20 protein-coding genes are annotated in these 21,446 nt (G+C 69.4%); 17 read left to right on the forward strand and 3 right to left on the reverse strand.

Going from position 1 to position 21,446, the window contains the following annotated elements; translation table 11 throughout:
- Positions 1-20: 20 nt before the first annotated feature.
- Complete coding sequence (locus JFC09_RS12995) at positions 21-854, forward strand: CPBP family intramembrane glutamic endopeptidase (protein WP_332839768.1); 834 nt, start codon at positions 21-23, stop codon at positions 852-854.
- Between the two features lie 96 nt (positions 855-950).
- Here JFC09_RS12995 and JFC09_RS13000 read toward each other — a convergent pair whose 3' ends face one another.
- Entirely contained in the window at positions 951-1,592 is a 642-nt protein-coding gene (locus JFC09_RS13000; RefSeq protein WP_198394456.1) for a VOC family protein, read from the reverse strand.
- Between the two features lie 201 nt (positions 1,593-1,793).
- Positions 1,794-2,291 (reverse strand): inorganic diphosphatase, encoded by a 498-nt coding sequence (locus tag JFC09_RS13005; protein ID WP_198394457.1) that lies wholly within the window; start codon positions 2,289-2,291, stop codon positions 1,794-1,796.
- 123 nt (positions 2,292-2,414) lie between these two features.
- On the opposite strand from JFC09_RS13005, the gene dacB reads away from it, so the two are divergent.
- The 3 genes from dacB (at position 2,415) to tilS (ending at position 6,163) form a co-directional block, all read left to right on the forward strand.
- On the forward strand, positions 2,415-3,875 hold the full coding sequence (gene dacB, locus JFC09_RS13010) for a D-alanyl-D-alanine carboxypeptidase/D-alanyl-D-alanine endopeptidase (protein WP_332839769.1): 1,461 nt from the start codon (positions 2,415-2,417) through the stop codon (positions 3,873-3,875).
- An 84-nt stretch (positions 3,876-3,959) separates the two neighbouring features.
- Complete coding sequence (locus JFC09_RS13015) at positions 3,960-5,087, forward strand: zinc-dependent metalloprotease (RefSeq protein ID WP_198394458.1); 1,128 nt, start codon at positions 3,960-3,962, stop codon at positions 5,085-5,087.
- On the forward strand, positions 5,084-6,163 hold the full coding sequence (gene tilS, locus JFC09_RS13020) for a tRNA lysidine(34) synthetase TilS (RefSeq protein WP_198394459.1): 1,080 nt from the start codon (positions 5,084-5,086) through the stop codon (positions 6,161-6,163). The genes JFC09_RS13015 and tilS overlap by 4 nt, the downstream gene beginning before the upstream one ends.
- 21 nt (positions 6,164-6,184) lie before the next feature.
- Here the strand turns inward: tilS and JFC09_RS13025 are convergent, their stop codons facing one another.
- Positions 6,185-7,156, reverse strand: a complete 972-nt coding sequence (locus JFC09_RS13025) for a DUF368 domain-containing protein (RefSeq protein ID WP_198394460.1) — start codon at positions 7,154-7,156, stop codon at positions 6,185-6,187.
- Between the two features lie 166 nt (positions 7,157-7,322).
- On the opposite strand from JFC09_RS13025, the gene hpt reads away from it, so the two are divergent.
- From hpt to JFC09_RS13090, 13 genes are all read left to right on the forward strand, one after another.
- A complete protein-coding gene (gene hpt / locus JFC09_RS13030; protein ID WP_198394461.1) occupies positions 7,323-7,874 on the forward strand; it encodes a hypoxanthine phosphoribosyltransferase in 552 nt (183 codons plus the stop codon).
- A 73-nt stretch (positions 7,875-7,947) separates the two neighbouring features.
- Positions 7,948-10,050 carry an ATP-dependent zinc metalloprotease FtsH gene (gene ftsH / locus JFC09_RS13035; protein ID WP_198394462.1) on the forward strand — a complete coding sequence of 701 codons (2,103 nt, stop codon included), beginning with the start codon at positions 7,948-7,950 and terminating at the stop codon, positions 10,048-10,050.
- Positions 10,047-10,613: a GTP cyclohydrolase I FolE gene (gene folE, locus JFC09_RS13040; RefSeq protein WP_198394463.1), complete on the forward strand. Its 567-nt coding sequence runs from the start codon at positions 10,047-10,049 to the stop codon at positions 10,611-10,613. The genes ftsH and folE overlap by 4 nt, the downstream gene beginning before the upstream one ends.
- A gap of 29 nt (positions 10,614-10,642) precedes the next feature.
- A complete protein-coding gene (gene folP, locus JFC09_RS13045; RefSeq protein WP_198394560.1) occupies positions 10,643-11,443 on the forward strand; it encodes a dihydropteroate synthase in 801 nt (266 codons plus the stop codon).
- Position 11,444: 1 nt separating this feature from the next.
- Entirely contained in the window at positions 11,445-12,587 is a 1,143-nt protein-coding gene (gene folK, locus JFC09_RS13050) for a 2-amino-4-hydroxy-6-hydroxymethyldihydropteridine diphosphokinase (protein WP_198394464.1), read from the forward strand.
- Positions 12,584-13,099: a DUF3180 domain-containing protein gene (locus JFC09_RS13055; RefSeq protein ID WP_198394465.1), complete on the forward strand. Its 516-nt coding sequence runs from the start codon at positions 12,584-12,586 to the stop codon at positions 13,097-13,099. The genes folK and JFC09_RS13055 overlap by 4 nt, the downstream gene beginning before the upstream one ends.
- Positions 13,096-13,578, forward strand: coding sequence for a PH domain-containing protein (locus tag JFC09_RS13060; protein WP_198394466.1), 483 nt, complete (start codon positions 13,096-13,098; stop codon positions 13,576-13,578). The genes JFC09_RS13055 and JFC09_RS13060 overlap by 4 nt, the downstream gene beginning before the upstream one ends.
- A 2-nt stretch (positions 13,579-13,580) precedes the next feature.
- Complete coding sequence (locus tag JFC09_RS13065; protein ID WP_198394467.1) at positions 13,581-15,440, forward strand: PH domain-containing protein; 1,860 nt, start codon at positions 13,581-13,583, stop codon at positions 15,438-15,440.
- Positions 15,437-16,330, forward strand: a complete 894-nt coding sequence (locus JFC09_RS13070; protein ID WP_198394468.1) for a Rossmann-like and DUF2520 domain-containing protein — start codon at positions 15,437-15,439, stop codon at positions 16,328-16,330. The genes JFC09_RS13065 and JFC09_RS13070 overlap by 4 nt, the downstream gene beginning before the upstream one ends.
- Before the next feature lie 77 nt (positions 16,331-16,407).
- Positions 16,408-17,919, forward strand: coding sequence for a lysine--tRNA ligase (gene lysS, locus JFC09_RS13075; protein ID WP_198394469.1), 1,512 nt, complete (start codon positions 16,408-16,410; stop codon positions 17,917-17,919).
- Between the two features lie 75 nt (positions 17,920-17,994).
- On the forward strand, positions 17,995-18,216 hold the full coding sequence (locus JFC09_RS13080; protein ID WP_232483561.1) for a hypothetical protein: 222 nt from the start codon (positions 17,995-17,997) through the stop codon (positions 18,214-18,216).
- On the forward strand, positions 18,185-18,520 hold the full coding sequence (locus JFC09_RS13085; protein ID WP_198394471.1) for a histone-like nucleoid-structuring protein Lsr2: 336 nt from the start codon (positions 18,185-18,187) through the stop codon (positions 18,518-18,520). The genes JFC09_RS13080 and JFC09_RS13085 overlap by 32 nt, the downstream gene beginning before the upstream one ends.
- Before the next feature lie 205 nt (positions 18,521-18,725).
- Positions 18,726-21,344, forward strand: coding sequence for an ATP-dependent Clp protease ATP-binding subunit (locus JFC09_RS13090; protein ID WP_198394472.1), 2,619 nt, complete (start codon positions 18,726-18,728; stop codon positions 21,342-21,344).
- Positions 21,345-21,446: the final 102 nt, after the last annotated feature.

Below are 21,446 nucleotides of genomic sequence, written 5' to 3' on the forward strand. Positions count from 1 at the left end.
GCCCCCTGTCGAAGGGGCAGGTGATCGTCGAGGTGCTCGTGGTCGCGGGCCTGAGCCTGGGCCAGTCGGGGGTCTACGCCGTCGTGCGGCTGCTCGACCTCCTGTCCCGCGCACCCCTGTCGGAAGCGCAGGCGAACCTCAACACCTCCACGAACGACAGGCCGTGGTTCGACCTCACGTACCAGCTGCTGGGAATCGGGTTCGCACTCGTACCGGTGGCACTCGTCCTTCTGCTGCTGAGCCGCGACCGCCTGCTGCGAGGCGCGCACGCGGACCCTGAAGTCTCCGCGGCGCAGTCACCGCAGCCCGTCGTGCTGAGCAGGCTGGGTGTGGCCGGGGGGCAGAGGGCCGGCCACGACCTCGGGCGCGGGCTCGTCCTGCTCCTCGTCATCGGAGTGGGGACGCTGGGGGTCTACATGGCGGGCCGTGCGCTGGGACTCACCGCGCAGATCAACACGGACAACCTGGGCGCGCACTGGTGGACGGTGCCGGTGCTCGTGCTGGCGGCGGCGAAGAACAGCCTGCTCGAGGAGGTGCTCCTCATGGGGTACTTCCGCATCCGCCTCCACGCCCTGGGCTGGTCGCCGTGGACGGTGATCGTCGTCCTCGCGGTGCTGCGCGGCAGCTACCACCTGTACCAGGGGATCGGCCCGTTCGTGGGCAATGTGGCGATGGGACTGATCTTCGGCGGCTGCGCACTGCGCTGGGAGCGGAGCCGCTCCGAAGGCGCCGGGAGAGCCGACGACGGTGTGCCCGGATCCGCGATCATGCCGTTCGTGTGGGCGCACTTCCTCATCGATGTCATCGGCTTCACCGCGCCCGGCGTCCTCCACCTCGTCGACCCGCTGGGCTGACGGCGAACCGCCCGGACAGGCGCCCAGGCTCACGCAAGCGCGCCCGGACCGGCACGGTGAGTGCTGGTCCGGGCGCGCTCTGTCGCGGAGGCGACCTCAGAGGGTGACGAGCCCCTGCGGCGTCGCGAAGGTGACGGACTGGATGCCGGGGGCGCCGTGCGGGGCGACCCAGTCGATGCTGATCTCGGAGATCGGCTTCTTGTCGTCGGTGCCCAGCCAGTCGCGGACCCGGTCGCGGTCTCCTGCGATCGAGATCTCCGCGATGGACGCGTCGTTGCGCGGGCCCAGGGCGGACGGGTGCTGCGACGTCGGTGAGAGCCAGTGGATGAAGTAGGGCAGCTGGGGGTCGGCGATGAGTCCCTTGATGCCGATCTGCTTCCACACGACCTCGTCATGTCCGGGAGGCGTGCGGTTGCCGTCGACCGCCGCCCGTTCCAGGCGGGTTTCGACGGATCCGAGGTCGGAGACGCGGATGACCCAGCCCATCCATCCGCCGCCGGTTTCGGTGCGTGCCCGCACGGCCTGGCCGAACGGGGTGGACAGGGTCGCCGGGTGCTCGAGCGGTTCGACGACTTCGAGGTAATGGCCGCCGGCCAGGGGGAAGATGAGGTTGCGCGTGCCGAACCGGGGATGGATGCCGCCGTCGTAGGCGTCGATGCCCAGAGCGTCGGAGAGGCGTCCCGCAGTGGCTTCGAGCCCGTCGGGTTCAGTGGCGAAGGACACGTGGTCGAGATGCATATGTGCAGAGTGTCACATTCCCCGCGAAGGCGGCAGTAAGGTGAGCCTAAGTCGCGATCGGTGGGAGGCCGCCTTGCCGCGGCCCTCGGGAGACGACAGACCCCTCACCGAGTTCCCGCACCCCTGCGGGGGAGGGCGGGACGATGAGGGGTCTCCGCAGGCGTTCCGGGTGCCGGCCCGGGCGCCTTCCTGACAGTCGGCTCAGGCGCCGGCGAGGCCTTCGGTCTTGAAGCGCTCGATCGCTTCGGTGACGATGCGCTCGGCTTCGTCCTTGCCGGCCCATTCGTGGCCCTTCACGAACTTGCCCTTCTCGAGGTCCTTGTAGCGGGCGAAGAAGTGGGCGATCTCCTCGAGGCGGTATCCGGGGATGTCGGAGATGTCCTGGATGTGGTCGAAGCGGTCATCGCCGCCCAGCACGGCCAGCACCTTGTCGTCGCCGCCGGCTTCGTCCTCCATCTTGAAGACGCCGATCGGCCGGGCGTCGACGAGGCATCCGGGGACCACGGATTCGTGGAGCAGCAGGAGCACGTCGAGCGGGTCGCCGTCCTCACCCAGCGTGTTGTCGAAGTACCCGTAGTCGGTCGGGTACTGCATCGACGTGTGGAGGTACCGGTCCAGCTTGAGACGACCCGTCTCGAGGTCGATCTCGTACTTGTTCCGGGATCCCGCCGGGATTTCGATCGTGGCGAGAAGTTCCATGTGGTCTCCTAACAGGTGTCTGTCTGCACAGACGCGGCTGTGCGAGCGGGGGAGTGCTCCCCGCGCTCCGGGAAGTCTCCCCTAGCATAGTGAGCGAATCACGTCCCGCGCGCAGGAGGCCGAGTGTCCCGCACCACTGACGGCACTGCCGAACCGGCTGCCTCCCCCGAACGCTCGTCGCGGCGGCGGTCGAGGGCGTGGTGGATCGCGGGCGGCTCCGCTGTGCTGGTCGCGGCTCTCGTCGCGCTCGACGCCGCGGACGTCATCCCGGGACCGCTCACCACCGCCCCGCCGATCGAGGTCCAGGCCCTGCCCCGGCCGTCGGCGTCCGCCCCGTCCGCCGAGGCCGCAGCACCTCTGCCCGACGACGCACCGGTCCCTGCGGATCTGGCCGACATCGTCGAACCGGTCTTCGAGGACGCGGAGCTCACGGGCCGCTGGAGCTACGACATCCGCGACGCGCTCACCGGCGAGGTGCTGCTCGCCCGCGATGAGTCCACCGCCCACACCCCGGCGTCGGTCACGAAGGTGCTCACCGGAGCAGCGGCGCTGGGGGCGGTGGGCGCGGACACCCGCTTCACGACGCGCACCGTGCTCGGTTCGTCCGCCGGGCAGCCGGTGGTGCACCTGGTGGGCGGCGGCGACGTCGTCCTGGGGCCGGGGGAGAACGATCCGGACGCGGTGATGGGCCGTGCGGGCCTCACGACGCTCGCCCGTGACACCGCGGAGGCGCTCGCAGACGCGGGCGTCGCGGAGGTGAGCGTCGCGGCGGACCTCACCCGCTACGTGGGCGACGGCTGGCATTCCGGGTGGGAGCGGGCGGACATCGGCAGCGGCTACATCACGCCGATCGTGCCGCTCATGCAGGAGTCCGGCTACAGCGAGCCGGGGGAGCGGTACTCCTCCCGGCACGAGGACGCGGCCGCGGTCGCGGTCGACGCGTTCGTCGCCGCGCTCGAGGACGCGGGTGTCGCGGTCGAGGTCGCCGACCCGTCGCCCGCACCGAACGACGCGCAGCCGCTCGCCGAGGTGGAATCGGCCCCGCTGTCGCAGCTCGTCGCGTTCATGCTCGTGCACAGCGACAACGTCGTCGCGGAGGTCCTGGGCCGCGAGGTCGCGATCGCGACCGGTCAGGACCCCACCGCCGCCGAGGCCCCGGCCGCCGTCATCTCCGCTCTCGCCTCCCAGGGTCTGGACACGGGGTCGATCACGCTGGAGGACACATCCGGCCTGGACTACGGCAACCGCATCTCCGCCCACGACCTCACGACGATCGTCGAGGCGTCCGCGCAGGCCGACGGCGACCTGTCTCTGCTGGTCCCGGCGATGCCGGTGGCGGGCTTCTCCGGGACGCTCGCCCCGCGGTACGGGGATGACGAGAGCAAGGCGGGTGCGGGGGTCGTCGTCGCGAAGACGGGGTCCCTCGCGACGGTGAGCTCGCTCGCGGGGACGGTCGTGACCGCCGATGATCGCCTGTTGGTGTTCTCGATGATGGCGGACGAGATGGACCGCGGCACCTCCGACGCCGCACGCCGCGCGTTCGACGAGGCGCTCGCGGACGTCGCGCAGTGCGGCTGCCCCTGACACCCTGACTTCCCGTGATCCGCGTGTGCTGAACATGTGAGTGTCTCCCACGAGCCACGGGCCCACATGGGGCAGGATGGGCGTATGGACGGAGACGGCGCGGGCATCCTGGACCTCACACTTCTGGAGCGGACAGTGCGGGAGGTGGTCCCCGGCGGGCCCGTCCTGCCGCGGAAGGAGACCGCGGAGGTCGTCGCGCAGCTGAGGGAGGCGGCGGAGACCTCCGTCGACCTCGTCCTCGACGTCATGCGGCTGGAGCAGGAGCAGGCGGACGCCGTGCGGGCGCGCGCGGCCTCGGGCCCGGTGCTCGTCGTCGACCGCCTCGCCTGGGCGAAGGCGTCGGGGCAGTCGCTCACCGCGATGGTGGGGACCGCTCTGTCGGACGACGTGCGCGCCGCGATGCAGGCCGGTCGCATCCCGAACACCCTCGAGATGGCCGCTGTGCTGTCCGTGCTGTCCACGCGCGTCCTGGGCCAGTTCGACCCTTTCGGCGGCGGCCCCCGCCCTGCCGGGTCGGGCCGGCTGCTCCTCGTCGCCCCGACGATCGCGCAGACGGAGGCGACGCTGGGCGTCCCCTCCCGTGACTTCCGCCTGTGGGTCGCACTCCACGAGTCGACCCACCGGATCCAGTTCGCGGCAGCACCCTGGCTGCGCGACCACCTGAGTGGCCTGCTGGCCGAGCTGCTGGGCGACGACTCCTCACTCGCCGGCCTGGCCGGGCTCAAGCCGGTCATCAAGCGGCTGCCGGAGATCCTCCGGGGGGAGGCCCAGATCATCGACGTCGTGACGGGGCCGGAGAAGCGGGACGTGCTCGACCAGGTCATGGCCGTCATGAGCTTCCTCGAGGGCCACGCGGACGTCGTCATGGACGCGGTGGGGCCGTCGGTGATCCCCAGTCTCACGACGATCCGGTCCCGCTTCGAAGCGCGCCGCGACGACGGGATCGGTCCCGGCGGCACGATTGGCCGACTGCTGGGGGCGGATTCGAAGCTGCAGCAGTACCGGGAGGGTGCCGACTTCGTGCGGGGAGTGGTCCGTGAGGTGGGGCACGAGGGCCTCGCCGCGGTCTTCACCTCGCCGGACACCCTGCCGTCGTTCGACGAGATCCGCCGCCCCGCTGACTGGGTGGCGCGGATGCGCACGGCCGGGCGGATCGGAGCGGCGGACGAACAGGCCGCCGCAACCGATCAGGCGGGCGCGGACGACCGATGACTGAGCGGCGGCCGCGCCTGGACCCTGCGACCGCCCGGATCCGCAATGCGCTGAGGGCGGCGCTCGACCACGCGCGTGTCCGCACCTTCGTCGTCGCGGTGTCCGGCGGAGCCGATTCGCTCGCGCTCGCCGCCGCTGCGGCGTTCCTCCACACCCGGGGTGAGGGCCGCTTCCTCGCCTGCACCGTCGACCACGGCCTGCAGACCGGGTCCGAGGAGGTGGCCGCCCGCGTCATGACCCAGATGGAGGCCCTCGGGCTGCCCGCGCGCAGCGTCACCGCAGACGTCGACGCCGCGCACCCCGGTGGTCTCGAGGCGGCCGCGAGGGATGCCCGGTATGCGGCGCTCGCCCGAGTCGCACAGACCACCGCCGCGCACGGCACCACGGGCGCGATCGTCACCGGCCACACGCGTGACGATCAGGCGGAGACGGTGCTCCTGGGGCTGCTGCGGGGCTCCGGCGCCCGATCGCTGTCCGGGATGGCACCCGTGACCCGTCTGGACCCGGCGGAGGACGACATCGGCGCGGTCGAGGTGCTGCGGCCCCTGCTGGGGGTCACGCGCGACGAGACCCGGGCCGGCTGCCGCGCCCAGGGGCTGGACGTGTGGGACGACCCCATGAATGAGGACGACCGCTTCACCCGGGTGCGTGCCCGGAGGACGCTGCAGGCCCTGTCCGCGTCCTTGGGGCAGGACGTGCGGACGGGGCTCGCCCGGACCGCGGACCTGCTGCGCGACGACGCCGATCACCTCGACGCCGAGGCCGCCACCGCCTGGGCGGGGCTGCTCGCCGATGCGGCGGGCGGCGCAGACTCCACGGGCAGTGTCCCGGCCTCGCTCCCGATCCGCGACCTCGAACGCCTCGCAACGGCAGTGCGGACCCGTGTCCTGCTCACGTGGCTGCGCGCCCGCGGGGTGCCCGCGGGAGACCTCACGGCAGATCACGTGAGGGGTGTGGGGGAGGTGGCTGCGGCCTCGGGCGCGGACGTCCGGGAGGTGTCAGTCCCCGGAGGCGGAGCGGTGCGCCGCACGGAGGGGCGGATCGAGCACAGGCGACCGGGCGACGGCGGCGACTGAGCCGGATCGGCGGACTCCGCGTCAGGCGCCGTGCTCCCCGGCCTTCGCCTCTTTCGCGTACTGCGCACGGGCGGCGCGACGGTCCAGCACCATCATGACGAGCACGAACACCGCGCCCACGACCATGAAGAGGGCCGGCGCGACGATGTCGCCCGTGGAGAACGGGCCGGACTCCGACTGCCACGGCCACAGTGCGCGCAGTGAGCCCGCCATGAGCCCCGCCATGAGGACGACGGTGTGCCGCGGGATCTTCTCCAGCGCGGTGAGGAGCACCTGGACGATGCTCGCAAGACCGACGGCGGCACCCGCGGCGAACACCCCGATGTACGCGAGGTCGCGGTCGCTCACCGCCTGGAGGGTGGGGGCGTAGAGGCCCATCGCCAGCAGCAGGAACGAACCGGACACACCGGGGATGATGAGCGCGCAGATCGCGACCGCGGCGGCGAAGAAGACGACGATCATCGACGGCGAGTCCTGATCGCCCTCCGCCGCGAGGCCCGTGAGGAAGAACGCAGCGGCGAAACCGGCGGCGAACAGCAGGCAGTGGTCGACCCCCGGCGGGACCGACCAGCGCACCATCCGCAGCGGAGCCGCGATGCCGACGACGACGATCCCGAAGAAGAGGCCCAGGGCGCTCAGCGGGAACGCCTCGACGAGGTCGTGGATCGGCCCCGCCAGCAGGAACACCGCGGCGGCCATCGCCACGACCACCGGGATGATGAGGCGCCACTCGACCGCGCCCAGCTCCTCCCTGACGCCCGCCCTGCCGCGACCGCGGACCAGGTTCTTCCCTGCACCGATCACGTGCCCGGCGGAGCGGATGAGATCCGTGTAGATGCCGACGATGAGCGCGATCGTCGAACCGGACACTCCGGGGACCAGCTCCGTGAGGCCGATGAGGAAGCCGCGTCCCAGATCTGCGGGAAGCTTGCGGAGGGAGCGCGGCGCGGGCGCGACGGTCGCGTCCGCCTCGCGGGGGGTGGGGCTGCTCACACTGGTGTCCTCGTTCAGGGGGCGGTGGTCCGCCCCGCACGATAGCGGATGCACCCGAACCGGACCTTCAGATGCGCGGGACCGCCGCGTCCGGACCGAGCGCTAGAGTAGGGGTTCGACTGCGAAGTGCGAAGCGAAGAAGTGCGAAGCGAACGAGGAGCGACAGGTGGACGAGAAGGACCTTGGCGATGACATCACGACGATCCACGCGACGGAAGCGCAGATCAACCATCGTCTGACGGAGATGGCCGCGGACATCGACCGTGACTACAAGGACCGCGACCTCCTGCTCGTGGGTGTGCTCAAGGGTGCGGTCATGGTCATGGCGGACCTGGCGCGCGCACTGCACTCACCCGTCCGGATGGACTGGATGGCCGTGTCGTCCTACGGGTCGGGCACGAAGTCGTCCGGCGTCGTGAGGATCCTCAAGGACCTCGACACGGACCTCAAGGACCAGCACGTCCTCATCGTCGAAGACATCATCGACTCCGGACTCACGCTGTCCTGGCTGCTCACCAACCTCAAGTCCCGTGGTGCGGCCTCAGTGGAGATCTGCACGATGCTGCGCAAGCCGGAAGCGGCGAAGGTCGACATCGACGTGAAGTACGTGGGCTTCGACGTCCCGAACGAATTCGTGATCGGCTACGGGCTGGACTTCGCAGAGAGGTACCGCAACGTGCCGTTCGTCGCGACGCTCGCGCCGCACGTCTACAGCTGACGCAGGCCCCCTGCATCCGAAAGCGGTACTCTGACCTGGCCGTACCGCCGCAGTACCGCCCCTGAGAGGACCCATGGCAGAAACCCCTGATCGCAGTTCACCCGTCAAGAAGGCTTCCCGCGGGCCCTTCATCTGGGTGCTGCTGGTCCTCACCGTCCTCACCGTCGGCTTCCTCATGGCCGGCGGCGGTGGCTTCCAGCGCGTCGACACGGAGCAGGGGCTCGCACTCCTCGAGGAGGGGCGGGTCGATCAGGCGAAGATCGTCGACAACGACCAGCGGGTCGACCTGGTGCTCGCGGACGACTACGAGTTCGAGGGCAAGGACTACGGCAACAAGGTCCAGTTCTTCTACATCGAGCCGCGCGGGGAGGAGATCCTCGACGCCGTCACCTCGGCAGAGCCGACCGGTGGCTTCACGGACGAGGTGCCGCAGCAGTCCTGGGTCACCTCGCTGCTGCTGAACCTCCTCCCGTTCGTCATCATCTTCGCCGTCTTCTGGTTCCTCCTGTCGCAGCTGAGCGGCGGCGGCAGCAGGTTCATGAACTTCGGCAAGTCGAAGGCGAAGCTCGTCAACGTCGAGAACCCGGACGTGACTTTCGAGAACGTGGCTGGCGTCGAAGAGGCCCTCGAGGAACTCGAGGAGATCAAGGAGTTCCTCGCGGAGCCGGACAAGTTCCAGGCCGTGGGGGCGAAGATCCCCAAGGGTGTCCTCCTGTACGGAGCGCCGGGCACGGGCAAGACCCTGCTGGCGCGCGCGGTCGCGGGTGAGGCGGGAGTCCCGTTCTACTCGATCTCCGGATCCGACTTCGTGGAGATGTACGTGGGTGTGGGCGCCTCCCGCGTGCGCGACCTGTTCAACCAGGCCAAGGAGAACTCCCCATGCATCATCTTCATCGACGAGATCGACGCGGTCGGTCGGCAGCGCGGTGCGGGCATGGGCGGCGGCCACGACGAGCGCGAGCAGACGCTCAACCAGATGCTCGTCGAGATGGACGGGTTCGAGGCGACGACGAATGTCATCCTCATCGCGGCGACCAACCGTCCCGACGTCCTCGACCCCGCACTGCTGCGGCCGGGACGCTTCGACCGGCAGATCCAGGTCGAGGCTCCTGACATGAAGGGTCGCGTGCAGATCCTCGAAGTGCACGCCAAGGGCAAGCCGCTGGCGCCCGAGGTCGACCTGGCGATGATCGCGAAGCGGACCCCCGGCTTCAGCGGTGCGGACCTCGCGAACGTCCTCAATGAGGCCGCGCTGCTCACGGCCCGCGGCGGGAAGACCGTCATCGACAACGAGATCGTCGACGAGGCGATCGACCGTGTCATCGCGGGACCGCAGAAGCGCACCCGCCTCATGAACGACAAGGAGCGCCGCGTCACCGCCTACCACGAGGGCGGTCACGCGCTCGTCGCCGCGGCGATGAATGACACGGACCCCGTCACGAAGGTGACGATCCTCCCGCGCGGACGCGCGCTGGGCTACACGATGGTGATGCCCAGCGAGGACAAGTACTCGACTACCCGCAACGAACTGCTCGACCAGCTGGCGTACGCGATGGGCGGCCGCGTCGCGGAGGAGATCGTGTTCCACGATCCGACGACGGGTGCGGCGAACGACATCGAGAAGGCCACGGGGATCGCCCGCAAGATGGTGACTCAGTACGGCATGAGCGACCGGGTCGGCATGGTGAAGGTCGGCGAGGGCTCGTCGGAGCCGTTCGCCGGCCGCGGCATGGGCGGGTCGGAGGAGGTCTTCGCGGATTCGACGCTCGAGACGATCGACGCAGAGGTCCGCCAGCTCGTCGACGCCGCGCACGCGGACGCGTACTGGGCGCTCAACGAGAACCGCGACGTCCTCGACCGCCTCGCCTACGAACTCCTCGAGAAGGAGACCCTCGACGAAGGGCAGCTGGCCGCCCTCTTCCATGACGTCGTGAAGCGGGAGCCCCGCACGGTCTGGCTGGCAAGCCGCGACCGTCCGGTGTCGAACCGTCCCCCGATCGACGCGCCCCCGCCGCGCTCGGCCGTGCAGGACGACAGCGCGGATGGCACGGGGCCTGTGGGAACGGACACTGCGGGCACTGATTCCGCGAGCCCAGGTGCGACGGAGACGGATCCGACGGACCTGCCGGACGGTGAGGCGCCCCACGAGGGCGGTGGACAGGGGTGGCAGAGGTGACTGTCGATCACGCGCGCATCGAAGCGGCGGTCCGCGAGATCCTTCTCGCGGTGGGTGAGGACCCGGACCGTGACGGCTTGATCGAGACCCCCGCCCGTGTGGCGCGCGCCTACGAAGAGGCGTTCTCCGGCCTCTCACAGGATGCGGGCGACATCCTGGGCGTGCAGTTCGACATCGGGTTCGACGAGATGGTCCTCGTCCGCGACATCGCGCTGTACTCGACCTGCGAACACCACCTGGTGCCCTTCCACGGCGTCGCACACATCGGCTACATCCCGGGAGTGGAAGGACGGGTGACAGGGCTGTCGAAGCTTGCCCGCCTCGTCGAGGTCTTCGCCAAGCGGCCACAGGTCCAGGAACGACTCACCACCCAGATCGCGGACGAACTCGTCACGCACCTCAGCCCGCGCGGCGTGATCGTCGTCGTCGAAGCCGAACACCTGTGCATGTCCATGCGCGGAGTGCGGAAGCCGGGGTCCTCGACGATCACATCGGCCGTGCGCGGCCAGCTGCGCAACGCGGCATCACGATCCGAGGCGATGAGCCTCATCCTCCGGAGGTGACTGTCGTGAGCCAGGCGCGCACGCAGATCATGGGGGTCCTCAACGTCACACCGGACTCCTTCTCCGACGGTGGCCGCTGGTTCACGCAGGCAGATGCGGTTGCCCACGGGATCGAACTCCTGGATGGCGGGGCGGACCTCATCGACGTGGGCGGGGAGTCGACCCGCCCGGGGTCGGCCAGGGTGTCCGAGGAGGAGGAACTGGCGCGGGTCGTCCCCGTCGTCCGCGAACTCGCCCGCGACGGTGCGACCATCAGCGTCGACACGATGCGCGTCTCCGTGGCGCGCGCGGCCCTGGACGCCGGGGCGACCATCATCAACGACGTGTCGGCCGGGCAGAGCGAGGAGGGGATGTTCGACCTCGCCGCCGGCTCCGGGGCGCCCCTGGTCCTCATGCACTGGCGGGGGCTGCTGACCGACGCGTCCGCCCCCGTGCACTACGACGACACGGTCCGCGAGGTCGCCGACGAACTCCGGGCACGTGTCGACGCGGCGATCGCCGCGGGAGTGCAGCGCGACGCGCTCATCATCGATCCGGGCCTGGGGTTCTCGAAGAACGCGGAGCACAACTGGGAGGTCCTCGCGCGGTTGGACGTCTTCGCGGACATCGGCCTGCCGCTGCTGGTCGCCGCGTCCCGCAAGCGCTTCCTCGCCTCCCTCGTCTCCCCGGACGATCCGGGTGCTGCCACGCAGGAGCAGCGCGACGCCGCGACCGCCGCGATCACGGTCATGGCCGCGCAGGCGGGGGCGTGGGCCGTGCGGGTCCACGAACCGAACTCCTCGCGTATCGCCGCTGAAGCCGTCACCGCCGTCCGCCGCGCAGGGAGCTGACATGGCACCGCAGGGAGCTCACATGGAATCGCAGGGATCTGACATGCCACCGCAGGGATCTGAGAGGGGCCGGAGCCCACGCACAGTATCCGACGGGTCCGACGCGATCCGTCTCACCGGGCTCACGGTCCGCGGCCACCACGGGGTGTTCGACTTCGAGAAGCGCGACGGCCAGGACTTCGTCGTCGACGTCGTTCTGGGCGGAGACCTGTCGCGGCCCGCGGCATCGGACGATCTGGCGGACACGATCGACTACGGCACGCTCGCGGACGACCTCGCCGCCATCATCGGGGGCGAGCCCTTCGACCTCATCGAGGCGCTCGCCGGGGCGCTTGCGGACAGGTGCCTCGAATCGTGCGCCGATGTCGAGGTGACGGTCCACAAGCCGCAGGCGCCGATCGCACACGCGTTCACCGACGTCGCGGTCACACTGCGACGCACATGGGAGAAGCCGAACGCGCGGCACGCGGGGACGGCGACCGGCCAGGACCGGGCGAGCCCTCAGGAGCGAATGCACGCCGTCGTCGCGCTGGGAGCCAACCTGGGTGATGCGCTGGAGACCCTCCAGGACGCGGTGCGGGCGCTGGACCTCCACCCGCGCATCCGAGTGCTCGCAGGGTCTCCCGTCTACGTGACGGCCCCCGTGGGCGGCATCGACCAGCCGGACTTCCACAATGCCGCGGTCACCGTCGAGACGACCCTGTCCCCGCACGAACTCCTCGCCGTGTGCCAGGGGATCGAAGTGGGCGCCGGACGGACGCGCGAGGTCCGGTGGGGGCCCCGGACACTCGACCTCGACCTCGTGAGCCTGCGCCGTGCGGACACCGCCGCCGAGGTGCGGCTCGACGACCCGATCCTCACCCTCCCGCACCCGCGGGCCGGTGAACGGTCCTTCGTGCTCGCACCGTGGGCTGACGTGGACCCCGACGCGTCCGTGGACACGCCCGACGGTCCGGCGCCCGTCGCGGCGGTGCGTGACCGTGCCCCCGACGCTGACGGCGTGCGGCGGACGGACCGCGTCGTCTGGCCGACCGCGGACCCCGAGGACGCCTCGGGCCCCGCGGACACCTCGGACCCCGAGGACACCTCGGGCCCCGCAGACGCCTCGGGCCCTGCGCAGTCTCCGGGCGGTGGCGGGGGATGAACCGCACGCGGCCCGTCCAGCTGATGCTCTGGGGAGCCCTGGGGCTCGCAGTGTCCATCGTGTTCCACACGCTGTGGGAGCGGAGCGGGAACGCGCTGCCGGTGGTGCCGTGGCCGGCGATCGTCGGGATGCTCGTCCTCGCAGGCGCCCTGCTCGCCCTCGGCTGGCCCGTGCGCGCATGGCGCGACGGCGACCGGACCACGCAGATCGACCTCGTGAAGGCGGCACGGATCGCGATGCTCGCGAAAGCCGCAGCGCTGGCCGGATCGATCCTCACCGGCTGGTACCTGGGCGGCGCCCTCTACCTCTTCACCTCTGCCTTCGGGTTGCGTGCGGAATCGGGGATGGGCATGCTGGCGGCATCGGTCTCCGCCGCCATCCTCATGGCCGTCGGACTGATCGTGGAATCCTTCTGCTCCCTGCCGCCCAACGATCCCCGTGGACTCGACGACACCGACGACGGCGGGCGTCGGCGCAGCGAACGACACGACCCACCGGAGGCACCCGCATGACACCGCTCAACCCCGTCAGCAGGAAGTACGCGGGCGTCCAACTCATCGGTTCGGCGATCGGGTGGGCGGTCTTCCTCCTCTGCCTGATCGCCGCCGCGGTCTGCGGCATCATCTTCGACCTCACATGGCTCATGATCCTGGGCTTCGCGCTTGCGGGCGCATGCCTCGTCGCCGCGGCGATCGAAGCGATCATCGTGGTCCGCCAGGTGAGGGCACTGGGGTACCTGGAGCGGGAGCACGACCTGCTGGTGCAGCGGGGGATCATGTTCCGGTCGACGACCGTCGTGCCCTACGGCCGCCTCCAGTACGTCGAGGTGTCCGCCGGTCCGCTGCTGCGGGCCGCGGGCCTCGCGACGATCACGCTGCACACCGCATCCGCATCCACGGATGCGTCCCTGCCGGGGCTGCCCCGCGCAGAGGCCGAAGCCCTGCGCGACTCCGTCGCCGCCCGCGGTGGGGCACGTCTGGCGGGCCTGTGACCATGCCGGAGCAGCCGCACCACGCCCCGCGCGCCGCCGCCCACGGCGCCCCGACGGGCGACTCCGCCGGGTGGCGGCACGTCCACCGCCTCACCCCTGTCCTGCGTGGCGGGGCCGGCCTCCTCGCCGCACTGGGTGCCGTCGTCGTCATCCTCTTCCAGAACCTGCAGAGCGTCCTCGAGGACCTCGTCGTCGAAGGACTCGGAGGGCCGGGGCGCGACACGAGCGGCTTCGGCGTGTTCCGCCTTCTGCCCACGCTCATCCGGGAGCACCCGATCATCACCCTCGCGGTCATCGGGGTGCTCCTCGTGGTGCTCGCCGTCATCATCGTGTGCCTGTGGCTCAGCTGGCGATTCACCCGCTTCCGCATCGACAGCACCGGCGTCTACCTCCGCACGGGCGTCCTCGCCCGCAGGGAGCGGTCCGCGTCGCACGACCGGGTGCAGTCCGTCGACATCTCGCTGCCCTTCATCCCACGGCTGCTGGGACTCGCCTCCCTCGTGTTCGACGTCGCCGGCGGCTCCGATTCGGACATCACGATCTCCTACCTCAAGCGGTCCCAGGCGGAAGCACTGCGGGAGGAGATCCTCGGCCATCTGCGCAGCGGGCGCCGCGAGGGCATTCCGGCGCATCCGCAGAGCCCGGCGCATCAGCAGGACACGGCGCGGGCGCAGGGCACGGCCGCGGACGCCGAGGTGCCGGGCACCTCGGTCGGGACGGCCACCTCGGCGACGGCTCCGACGCCCCCCGACGGCCACGCGCCGTCCACGGTCCCGTCTGACGTCCCCACCGCACCCCTGGGTCAGCGGTTGCTGACCCGGCGGGCGCAGGAGCTGCAGTCGCACGCGGCGGCAACCGTCGACGACCTGAGCGCGAGCCTCAGGGACCTGCTGGCGCCCTACCGTCTGAACCCGACGGCGGGGGAGGAGGGGCGGCTGCTGCGCGTGCCGTTCCACCGCCTGCTGGGATCCGCGCTGCTGTCGACGACCGTTCTCGTGTCCGCGGTCTTCGTCGTCGGACTTCTCGCGGGCATCGTCGTGGTCGGGATCTTCGTCTCCCCGCGGGCGCTCGTGACGACGGTGTTCGCCGTGATCCCCGGCGTCCTCGCGCTCGTCGGTGTCCTGCGGTCGGAGATGGGGCTTGCGAACTTCACCGTCGCCCTCACACAGGACGGGCTGCGGGTCAGCCACGGACTGGCATCGACGACCAACCGGATCATCCCGCTCGACCGCATCCAGGCCGTGAAGCTCAGGCAGCCGCTCCTGTGGCGGACCGCCGGGTGGTGGCGCGCCGAATTCACGATCGCCTCCGAAGGCAGCGACGGCGACACCCAGCAGAACGTGCTGCTGCCCGTGGGGTCCGTCGACGACGTCATGCTCATGCTGGGGCTCTGTCTGCCCGACCCCCGGCCCCACGGCACGGACGCGAGGTCACTGGTGCTCGCCGGGATGCTGGGGCCGGCCGCAGGTGGCCCCGAGGCCCAGGTGGCGGAGCCGTTCTACCGCGGTCGACCCCGTTCGTCGAGGTGGGTCGACCCCGTCACGTGGAAGCGCAACGCGCACGCGCTCACGGGCACCCTGTCCCTCATCCGCTCGGGACGTCTGTCCCGCGTGCTCGAATTCGTGCCCCACGCCCGCGTGCAGGCGCTGACCCTCAGCGAGGGGCCGGTGCAGAGACGGCTCGGGGTGTCGACGATCGCGCTGCACATCTCGCCGGGCCCCATCGCCCCCCACTTCGTGCACCTGCCCACTGCGGAGGCGCAGCACCTGTTCCACCAGCACGCCCACGTCACGCGCGCCGCTCGCATCGAGCTGGACGCGCACACGCAGGGCTCCACCCCCGAACGGAAGGCATCCTCGTGAATATCGACGATCAGACGCGCTTGGGCGTGGGCATCATCGGGATGGGACGCGTGGGCGCCGTCATGGGCGCGGCGCTGCGGGAAGCGGGCCACGCGATCGTCGGGGTCACCGCCGGGTCGGACGCCAGCAGGGACCGGGCCGACGCGATGCTGCCCGGGGTGCCGGTGCTCGACACGGAGACCGTCGTCGAGCGGGCGGAGCTCATCCTCTTCACGGTGCCGGACGACACGATCGAGGAGCTCGTGTCCGGCCTCGCCGCGCTGGGCCGGTTCAACCCGGGACAGATCGTCGTCCACTGCGCCGGCCGCCACGGACTGGGTGTCCTGCAGCCGGCCACGGCGGCGGGAGCCATCCCCATCGCGCTGCACCCGTCGCTGTCCTTCACGGGTACCAGCATGGACCTGCCCCGCCTCCGGCAGACCACCATCGGGGTGACCGCCCCGAAGCCGGTCCTGCCGATCGGTCAGGCGCTCGTCGTGGAGATCGGTGCGGAACCCATCGTGCTCGCGGAGGCCGATCGGGCCCTCTACCACTCTGCGATCACCCACGCGTCGAACCACACGGTCGCGATCATCGCCCAGTCGATGGACGTCCTGTCGTCTCTGGGCGTCGACGACCCGGCGCGAGTGCTCGCCTCACTCGTCGACGCGAGCGTGTCCAACGTGCTCCAGTCCGGCCCCCGGGCGCTCACGGGACCGGTGAGCCGCGGCGACGTGACCACGGTCGAGGCCCACGTGCAGGCGCTCGCCGAATACGCCGTGACACAGGGCTCGGCCGGGGCCGTCGACGCCTACCGCGCGATGGCCCGCGCCACGACGGCCCGCGCGCTGGAGAACGGGACGATCGACGACCCGACGGCGGCACGGCTGCTCGACGCGCTGGACGCGTGAGAGGCGGCCCAGACGGGCGGTGGGGCCGGGACCGGTCGCTTTCTGCCGGACCGGGGACGCGCGGTAGCCTTGGGGCCATGCCGCAGACCCAGCCTCAGACCCACGACCACGACGATCCCGAGCAGTTGCGCATCCGCAAGGAGAAGCGCGCACAGATGCTCACGGACGGACGATCGCCCTACCCGGCGGCCGTCGACCGGACGCACACCCTCGCCGAGGTGCGGGCCGCCCACCCGGACCTCGAACCCGGGCAGGAGACGGACGACGTCGTCGGTGTCGCCGGTCGCGTCGTGTTCCAGCGCAATACCGGCAAGCTGTGCTTCGTCACGCTCCAGGCGGGCGACGGGACCCGGCTGCAGGGGATGCTGTCGCTCGCCGAGGTGGGCGAGGAGAGCCTGGAGCGCTGGAAGCACGAGGTCGACCTGGGCGACCACGTGTTCCTCCACGGCCGCGTCATCATGTCGAAGCGCGGCGAGCTGTCCATCATGGCCGACGACTGGGCGATCGCGTCGAAGTCGCTGCGTCCGCTGCCCACGCTCCACACCGAACTCACGGACGAGACGCGGATGCGTCAGCGCTATATCGACCTCATCACCCGCGATCAGGCGCGGGACACCGTGCGCATGCGGGCGGAGGTCATGAAGTCGCTGCGGAAGACGTTCGACGAGCAGGACTTCATGGAGATCGAGACGCCGATGCTCCAGACGATCCACGGAGGGGCGGCGGCGCGCCCGTTCTCCACGCATATCAATGCCTATGACATGGAGTTGTATCTGCGAATCGCGCCTGAGCTATTCCTCAAGCGTGCGCTCGTGGGTGGACTCGACAACATCTTCGAGATCAACAGGAACTTCAGGAATGAGGGTGCTGATTCCACTCACTCCCCGGAGTTCGCGATGCTCGAGGCATATCAGGCATATGGCGACTTCGAAACAATCGGCGCACTCACGAAGACACTTGTCCAGAACGCCGCACTTGATGCATTCGGTTCTCATGTAGTCACGCTCGCGGATGGTTCGGAGTATGACCTCGGCGGAGAATGGCGAACGATTCCCATGTATCCGTCGCTGTCGGAGAAGCTCGGCGTCGAAGTGACACCGGAGACATCCGTCGACGAACTCGAAGCGCTTGCACAAGAGCATGGAATCGACCTGGAAGGTGTCTTCCGTCTGCACGGCAAGTATGTCGAGGAGATGTGGGAGCACTTCCACACCGACGAATTGCATGCGCCGACGTTCGTCACCGGTTTCCCCGTGGACACGTCGCCTCTCACGAAGAGCGACCGGAGCACGCCGGGCATCGTCGAGAAGTGGGATCTCTACGTGCGTGGCTTCGAGCTCGCCACGGGGTACTCGGAGCTCAACGACCCCGTGGTGCAGCGGGAGCGCTTCGAGGCCCAGGCCCGGGACGCGGCCGCCGGTGACGACGAGGCGATGCGGGTCGATGAGGATTTCCTCATGGCGATGGAGTACGGAATGCCTCCTGCGGGTGGAATGGGAATGGGCGTGGACCGCCTTCTCATGGCACTCACAGGATTGGGAATTCGGGAGACGATTCTCTTCCCACTCGTCAAACCAATCGCCGACTGAGAACGATGAGATGCGCATCTTCGGTGAAAGAACCGGCGAGGGTGCACATTCCGCTGAAGAAAAGGTAGTGTGTTCATGGAGTACATCAAAGTCCTCCTTCCCTCGATCGGTGTCGGACTGCTGTTCTGGTACGTGATGCGAGGGATTCTCCGCTCGGATACGACTGAGCGTGAGGACATGGAGCGGTACTACAGACAACTGGACAGCGTCGAAGCGGTTGAGGGCGATGAGTCCGAAACCGCAGATGTAGAGGAGAAACACACACATGGCACGCGAGATGAAGGTCGTCCTGACTGACGATATCGACGGCTCAGAAGCAGCGGAGACCGTCCGTTTCGCTCTGGATCAGGGCACATACGAGATCGAACTCTCCGATGAGAATGCAGAGAAGCTGCGTGCGGCACTCGCTCCCTACATCGCGAAGGCCCGCCGGGTCGCAGCCACGCAGCGGGTCGGCCGTCCCCGTCGCGGCTCCGGCGCGCAGAGCAGCAATCTGAACGCGAAGATCCGCGCATGGGCCAAGGAGCAGGGCAAACAGGTCTCCGAACGCGGCCGCATCTCCCAGGCGATCATCGACGAGTACCACGAGGCGCACGCCTGACACTCGTCCCCACGACGCCCCGACCCGCCCGGTCGGGGCGTCGTCGTGTCTGCGCGCTGCGGTGGGACGGGCCGACCGCTGCGACGGGAGCGGCTTACCGGTGAATCGCTGTGAGCGAACACGGTTCGGCTCACCGCGAACACGGCAATAGTCCGGCCCCTCGCGTGGTTACAGTGCTAGGAATCATGAGACGAGGAGGACCATCATGTTCGAAAGGTTCACCGACCGAGCCAGGCGCGTTGTCGTGCTCGCGCAGGAAGAGGCGAAGCTCCTCAAGCACAACTACATCGGCACCGAGCACATCCTGCTCGGCCTCATCCACGAGGGTGAGGGTGTCGCAGCGAAGGCTCTCGAAGGAATGGGAATCTCCCTCGAGCAGGTCCGCGAGCAGGTCACGGAGATCATCGGGGAGGGCCAGCAGGCGCCTTCGGGCCACATCCCGTTCACACCCCGTGCGAAGAAGGTCCTCGAGCTGAGCCTGCGCGAAGCGCTGCAGCTGGGCCACAGCTACATCGGCACGGAGCACATCCTGCTGGGCCTCATCCGTGAGGGTGAGGGCGTGGCGGCCCAGGTGCTCGTGAAGCTCGGCGCGGACCTCGCGCGTGTGCGCCAGGAAGTCATCAAGCTGCTGTCCGGGTATCAGGGCAAGGAGCCGGCCTCCACGGGTGCGCGCGAAGAGGGCACTCCGTCGGGATCGCTCGTGCTCGATCAGTTCGGCAGGAACCTCACCGCAGCGGCGCGCGAAGGAAAGCTCGATCCCGTCGTGGGCCGTGAGCTGCAGATGCAGCGGGTCATGCAGGTGCTGTCCCGCCGGACGAAGAACAACCCGGTCCTCATCGGGGAGCCGGGCGTCGGCAAGACGAGTGTCGTCGAAGGGCTCGCCCTGTCGATCGTGAACGGCGAGGTGCCGGAGACGCTCGAGGACAAGCAGCTCTACACGCTGGACCTCGGCTCGCTGGTCGCGGGCTCCCGCTACCGCGGTGACTTCGAGGAGCGCCTCAAGAAGGTGCTCAAGGAGATCCGCACACGCGGCGACATCATCCTGTTCATCGACGAGATCCACACGCTCGTCGGGGCGGGCGCGGCGGAAGGCGCGATCGATGCTGCGAGCATCCTCAAGCCCATGCTGGCGCGCGGAGAGCTCCAGACGATCGGTGCGACGACTCTCGACGAGTACCGGAAGAACATCGAGAAGGACGCGGCGCTCGAGCGGCGCTTCCAGCCCATCCAGGTGCCGGAACCGGCGCTGGCGGATGCGGTCCTCATCATGAAGGGGCTGCGCGACAAGTACGAAGCGCACCACAAGGTGACGATCACCGACGGTGCGCTGGCGGCGTCGGTGAATCTGTCCGACCGCTACATCAACGACCGGTTCCTGCCGGACAAGGCGATCGACCTCATCGACGAAGCCGGAGCGAAGCTGCGGATCTCGCGGATGTCGTCGCCGCCGGAGCTGAAGGAGCTCGAGGACCAGATCCTCGCGGCACGCCGCCGCAAGGAGGCTGCGATCGACGCGCAGGACTTCAACCTCGCGCAGTCTGAACGCGACGCGGAGATGTCCCTCACGAAGCAGAAGGAGGAGCGGGAGAAGACCTGGAAGAAGGGCGATCGCGGTTCGGCCGTCGTCGATGAGGAGCTCATCGCGGAGGTCCTGGCGCAGTCCACGGGCATCCCGGTCTTCAAGCTGACGGAGGAGGAGTCCTCCCGCCTGCTGAGGATGGAGGACGAGCTGCACAAGCGCGTCATCGGGCAGGACGAGGCGATCAAGTCCGTGTCCCGCGCGATTCGGCGCACGCGTGCGGGCCTCAAGGACCCCAAGCGTCCGTCCGGGTCGTTCATCTTCGCCGGCCCCACGGGCGTCGGCAAGACGGAGCTCGCGAAGGCGCTCGCGGAATTCCTCTTCGGGGATGAGGACTCGCTCATCACACTGGACATGTCGGAGTACGCGGAGAAGCACACCGTGTCGCGGCTGTTCGGTTCGCCCCCGGGATACGTGGGCTACGAGGAGGGCGGCCAGCTGACGGAGAAGGTGCGTCGCCGTCCGTTCTCCGTCGTGCTGTTCGACGAGGTGGAGAAGGCCCACCAGGATATCTTCAACTCGCTGCTGCAGATCCTCGAGGACGGTCGTCTGACGGATTCGCAGGGTCGTGAGGTGGACTTCAAGAACACCATCATCATCATGACCACGAACCTCGGCACGAAGGACATCGCGAAGACCCAGCAGATGGGCTTCCAGGTCGAGGGTGATCCGGTCAACGACTACACGCGGATGAAGCAGCGGGTGAATGAGGAGCTCAAGCAGCACTTCCGCCCCGAATTCCTCAACCGTGTGGACGACACGATCGTGTTCCCGCAGCTGTCGCGCGGGGAGATCCTGCAGATCGTCGATCTGTTCATCGCCCGCCTGGACACACGTCTGGCGGCGCAGGGCATGACGATCGAGCTCACGGACGCGGCCAAGGAGCTGCTGTCGGAGCGCGGCTACGATCCCGTGCTGGGTGCGCGGCCGCTGCGCCGCACCATCTCGCACGAGATCGAGGACCAGCTGTCGGAGCGCATCCTGTTCGACGAGCTGCGGTCCGGCCAGCGCGTGCACGTCGACGTCGAAGGCACCGGCCTCGAGGCGACCTTCACCTTCCGAGGTGAAGAGGACGAGCGCGTCCTCGCCCGCGTCGGCGCAATCGACGGCGAGGCCGACGGTGACGACGACTCCGGGGCGATCCCGGAAGCCGGCGTGGCCAACAGCTCCGGGCCGGTCTCCGGGAACGGAGGCGGTGCGGAAGCAGAAGCGCGCGCCACCGCGGATCTCCCACCGGAGAACTGAGACCGCGCCCCGCTGAGGATCAGCGGGACGTGAAGGGTGCAAGACGAAGCGGTGGGCCGGATGAGGAATCCAGCCCACCGCTTCGCTGTGTGCGGGTCGATG

The organism is Brevibacterium yomogidense (assembly GCF_016107685.1).
Lineage (GTDB): Bacteria > Actinomycetota > Actinomycetes > Actinomycetales > Brevibacteriaceae > Brevibacterium > Brevibacterium yomogidense.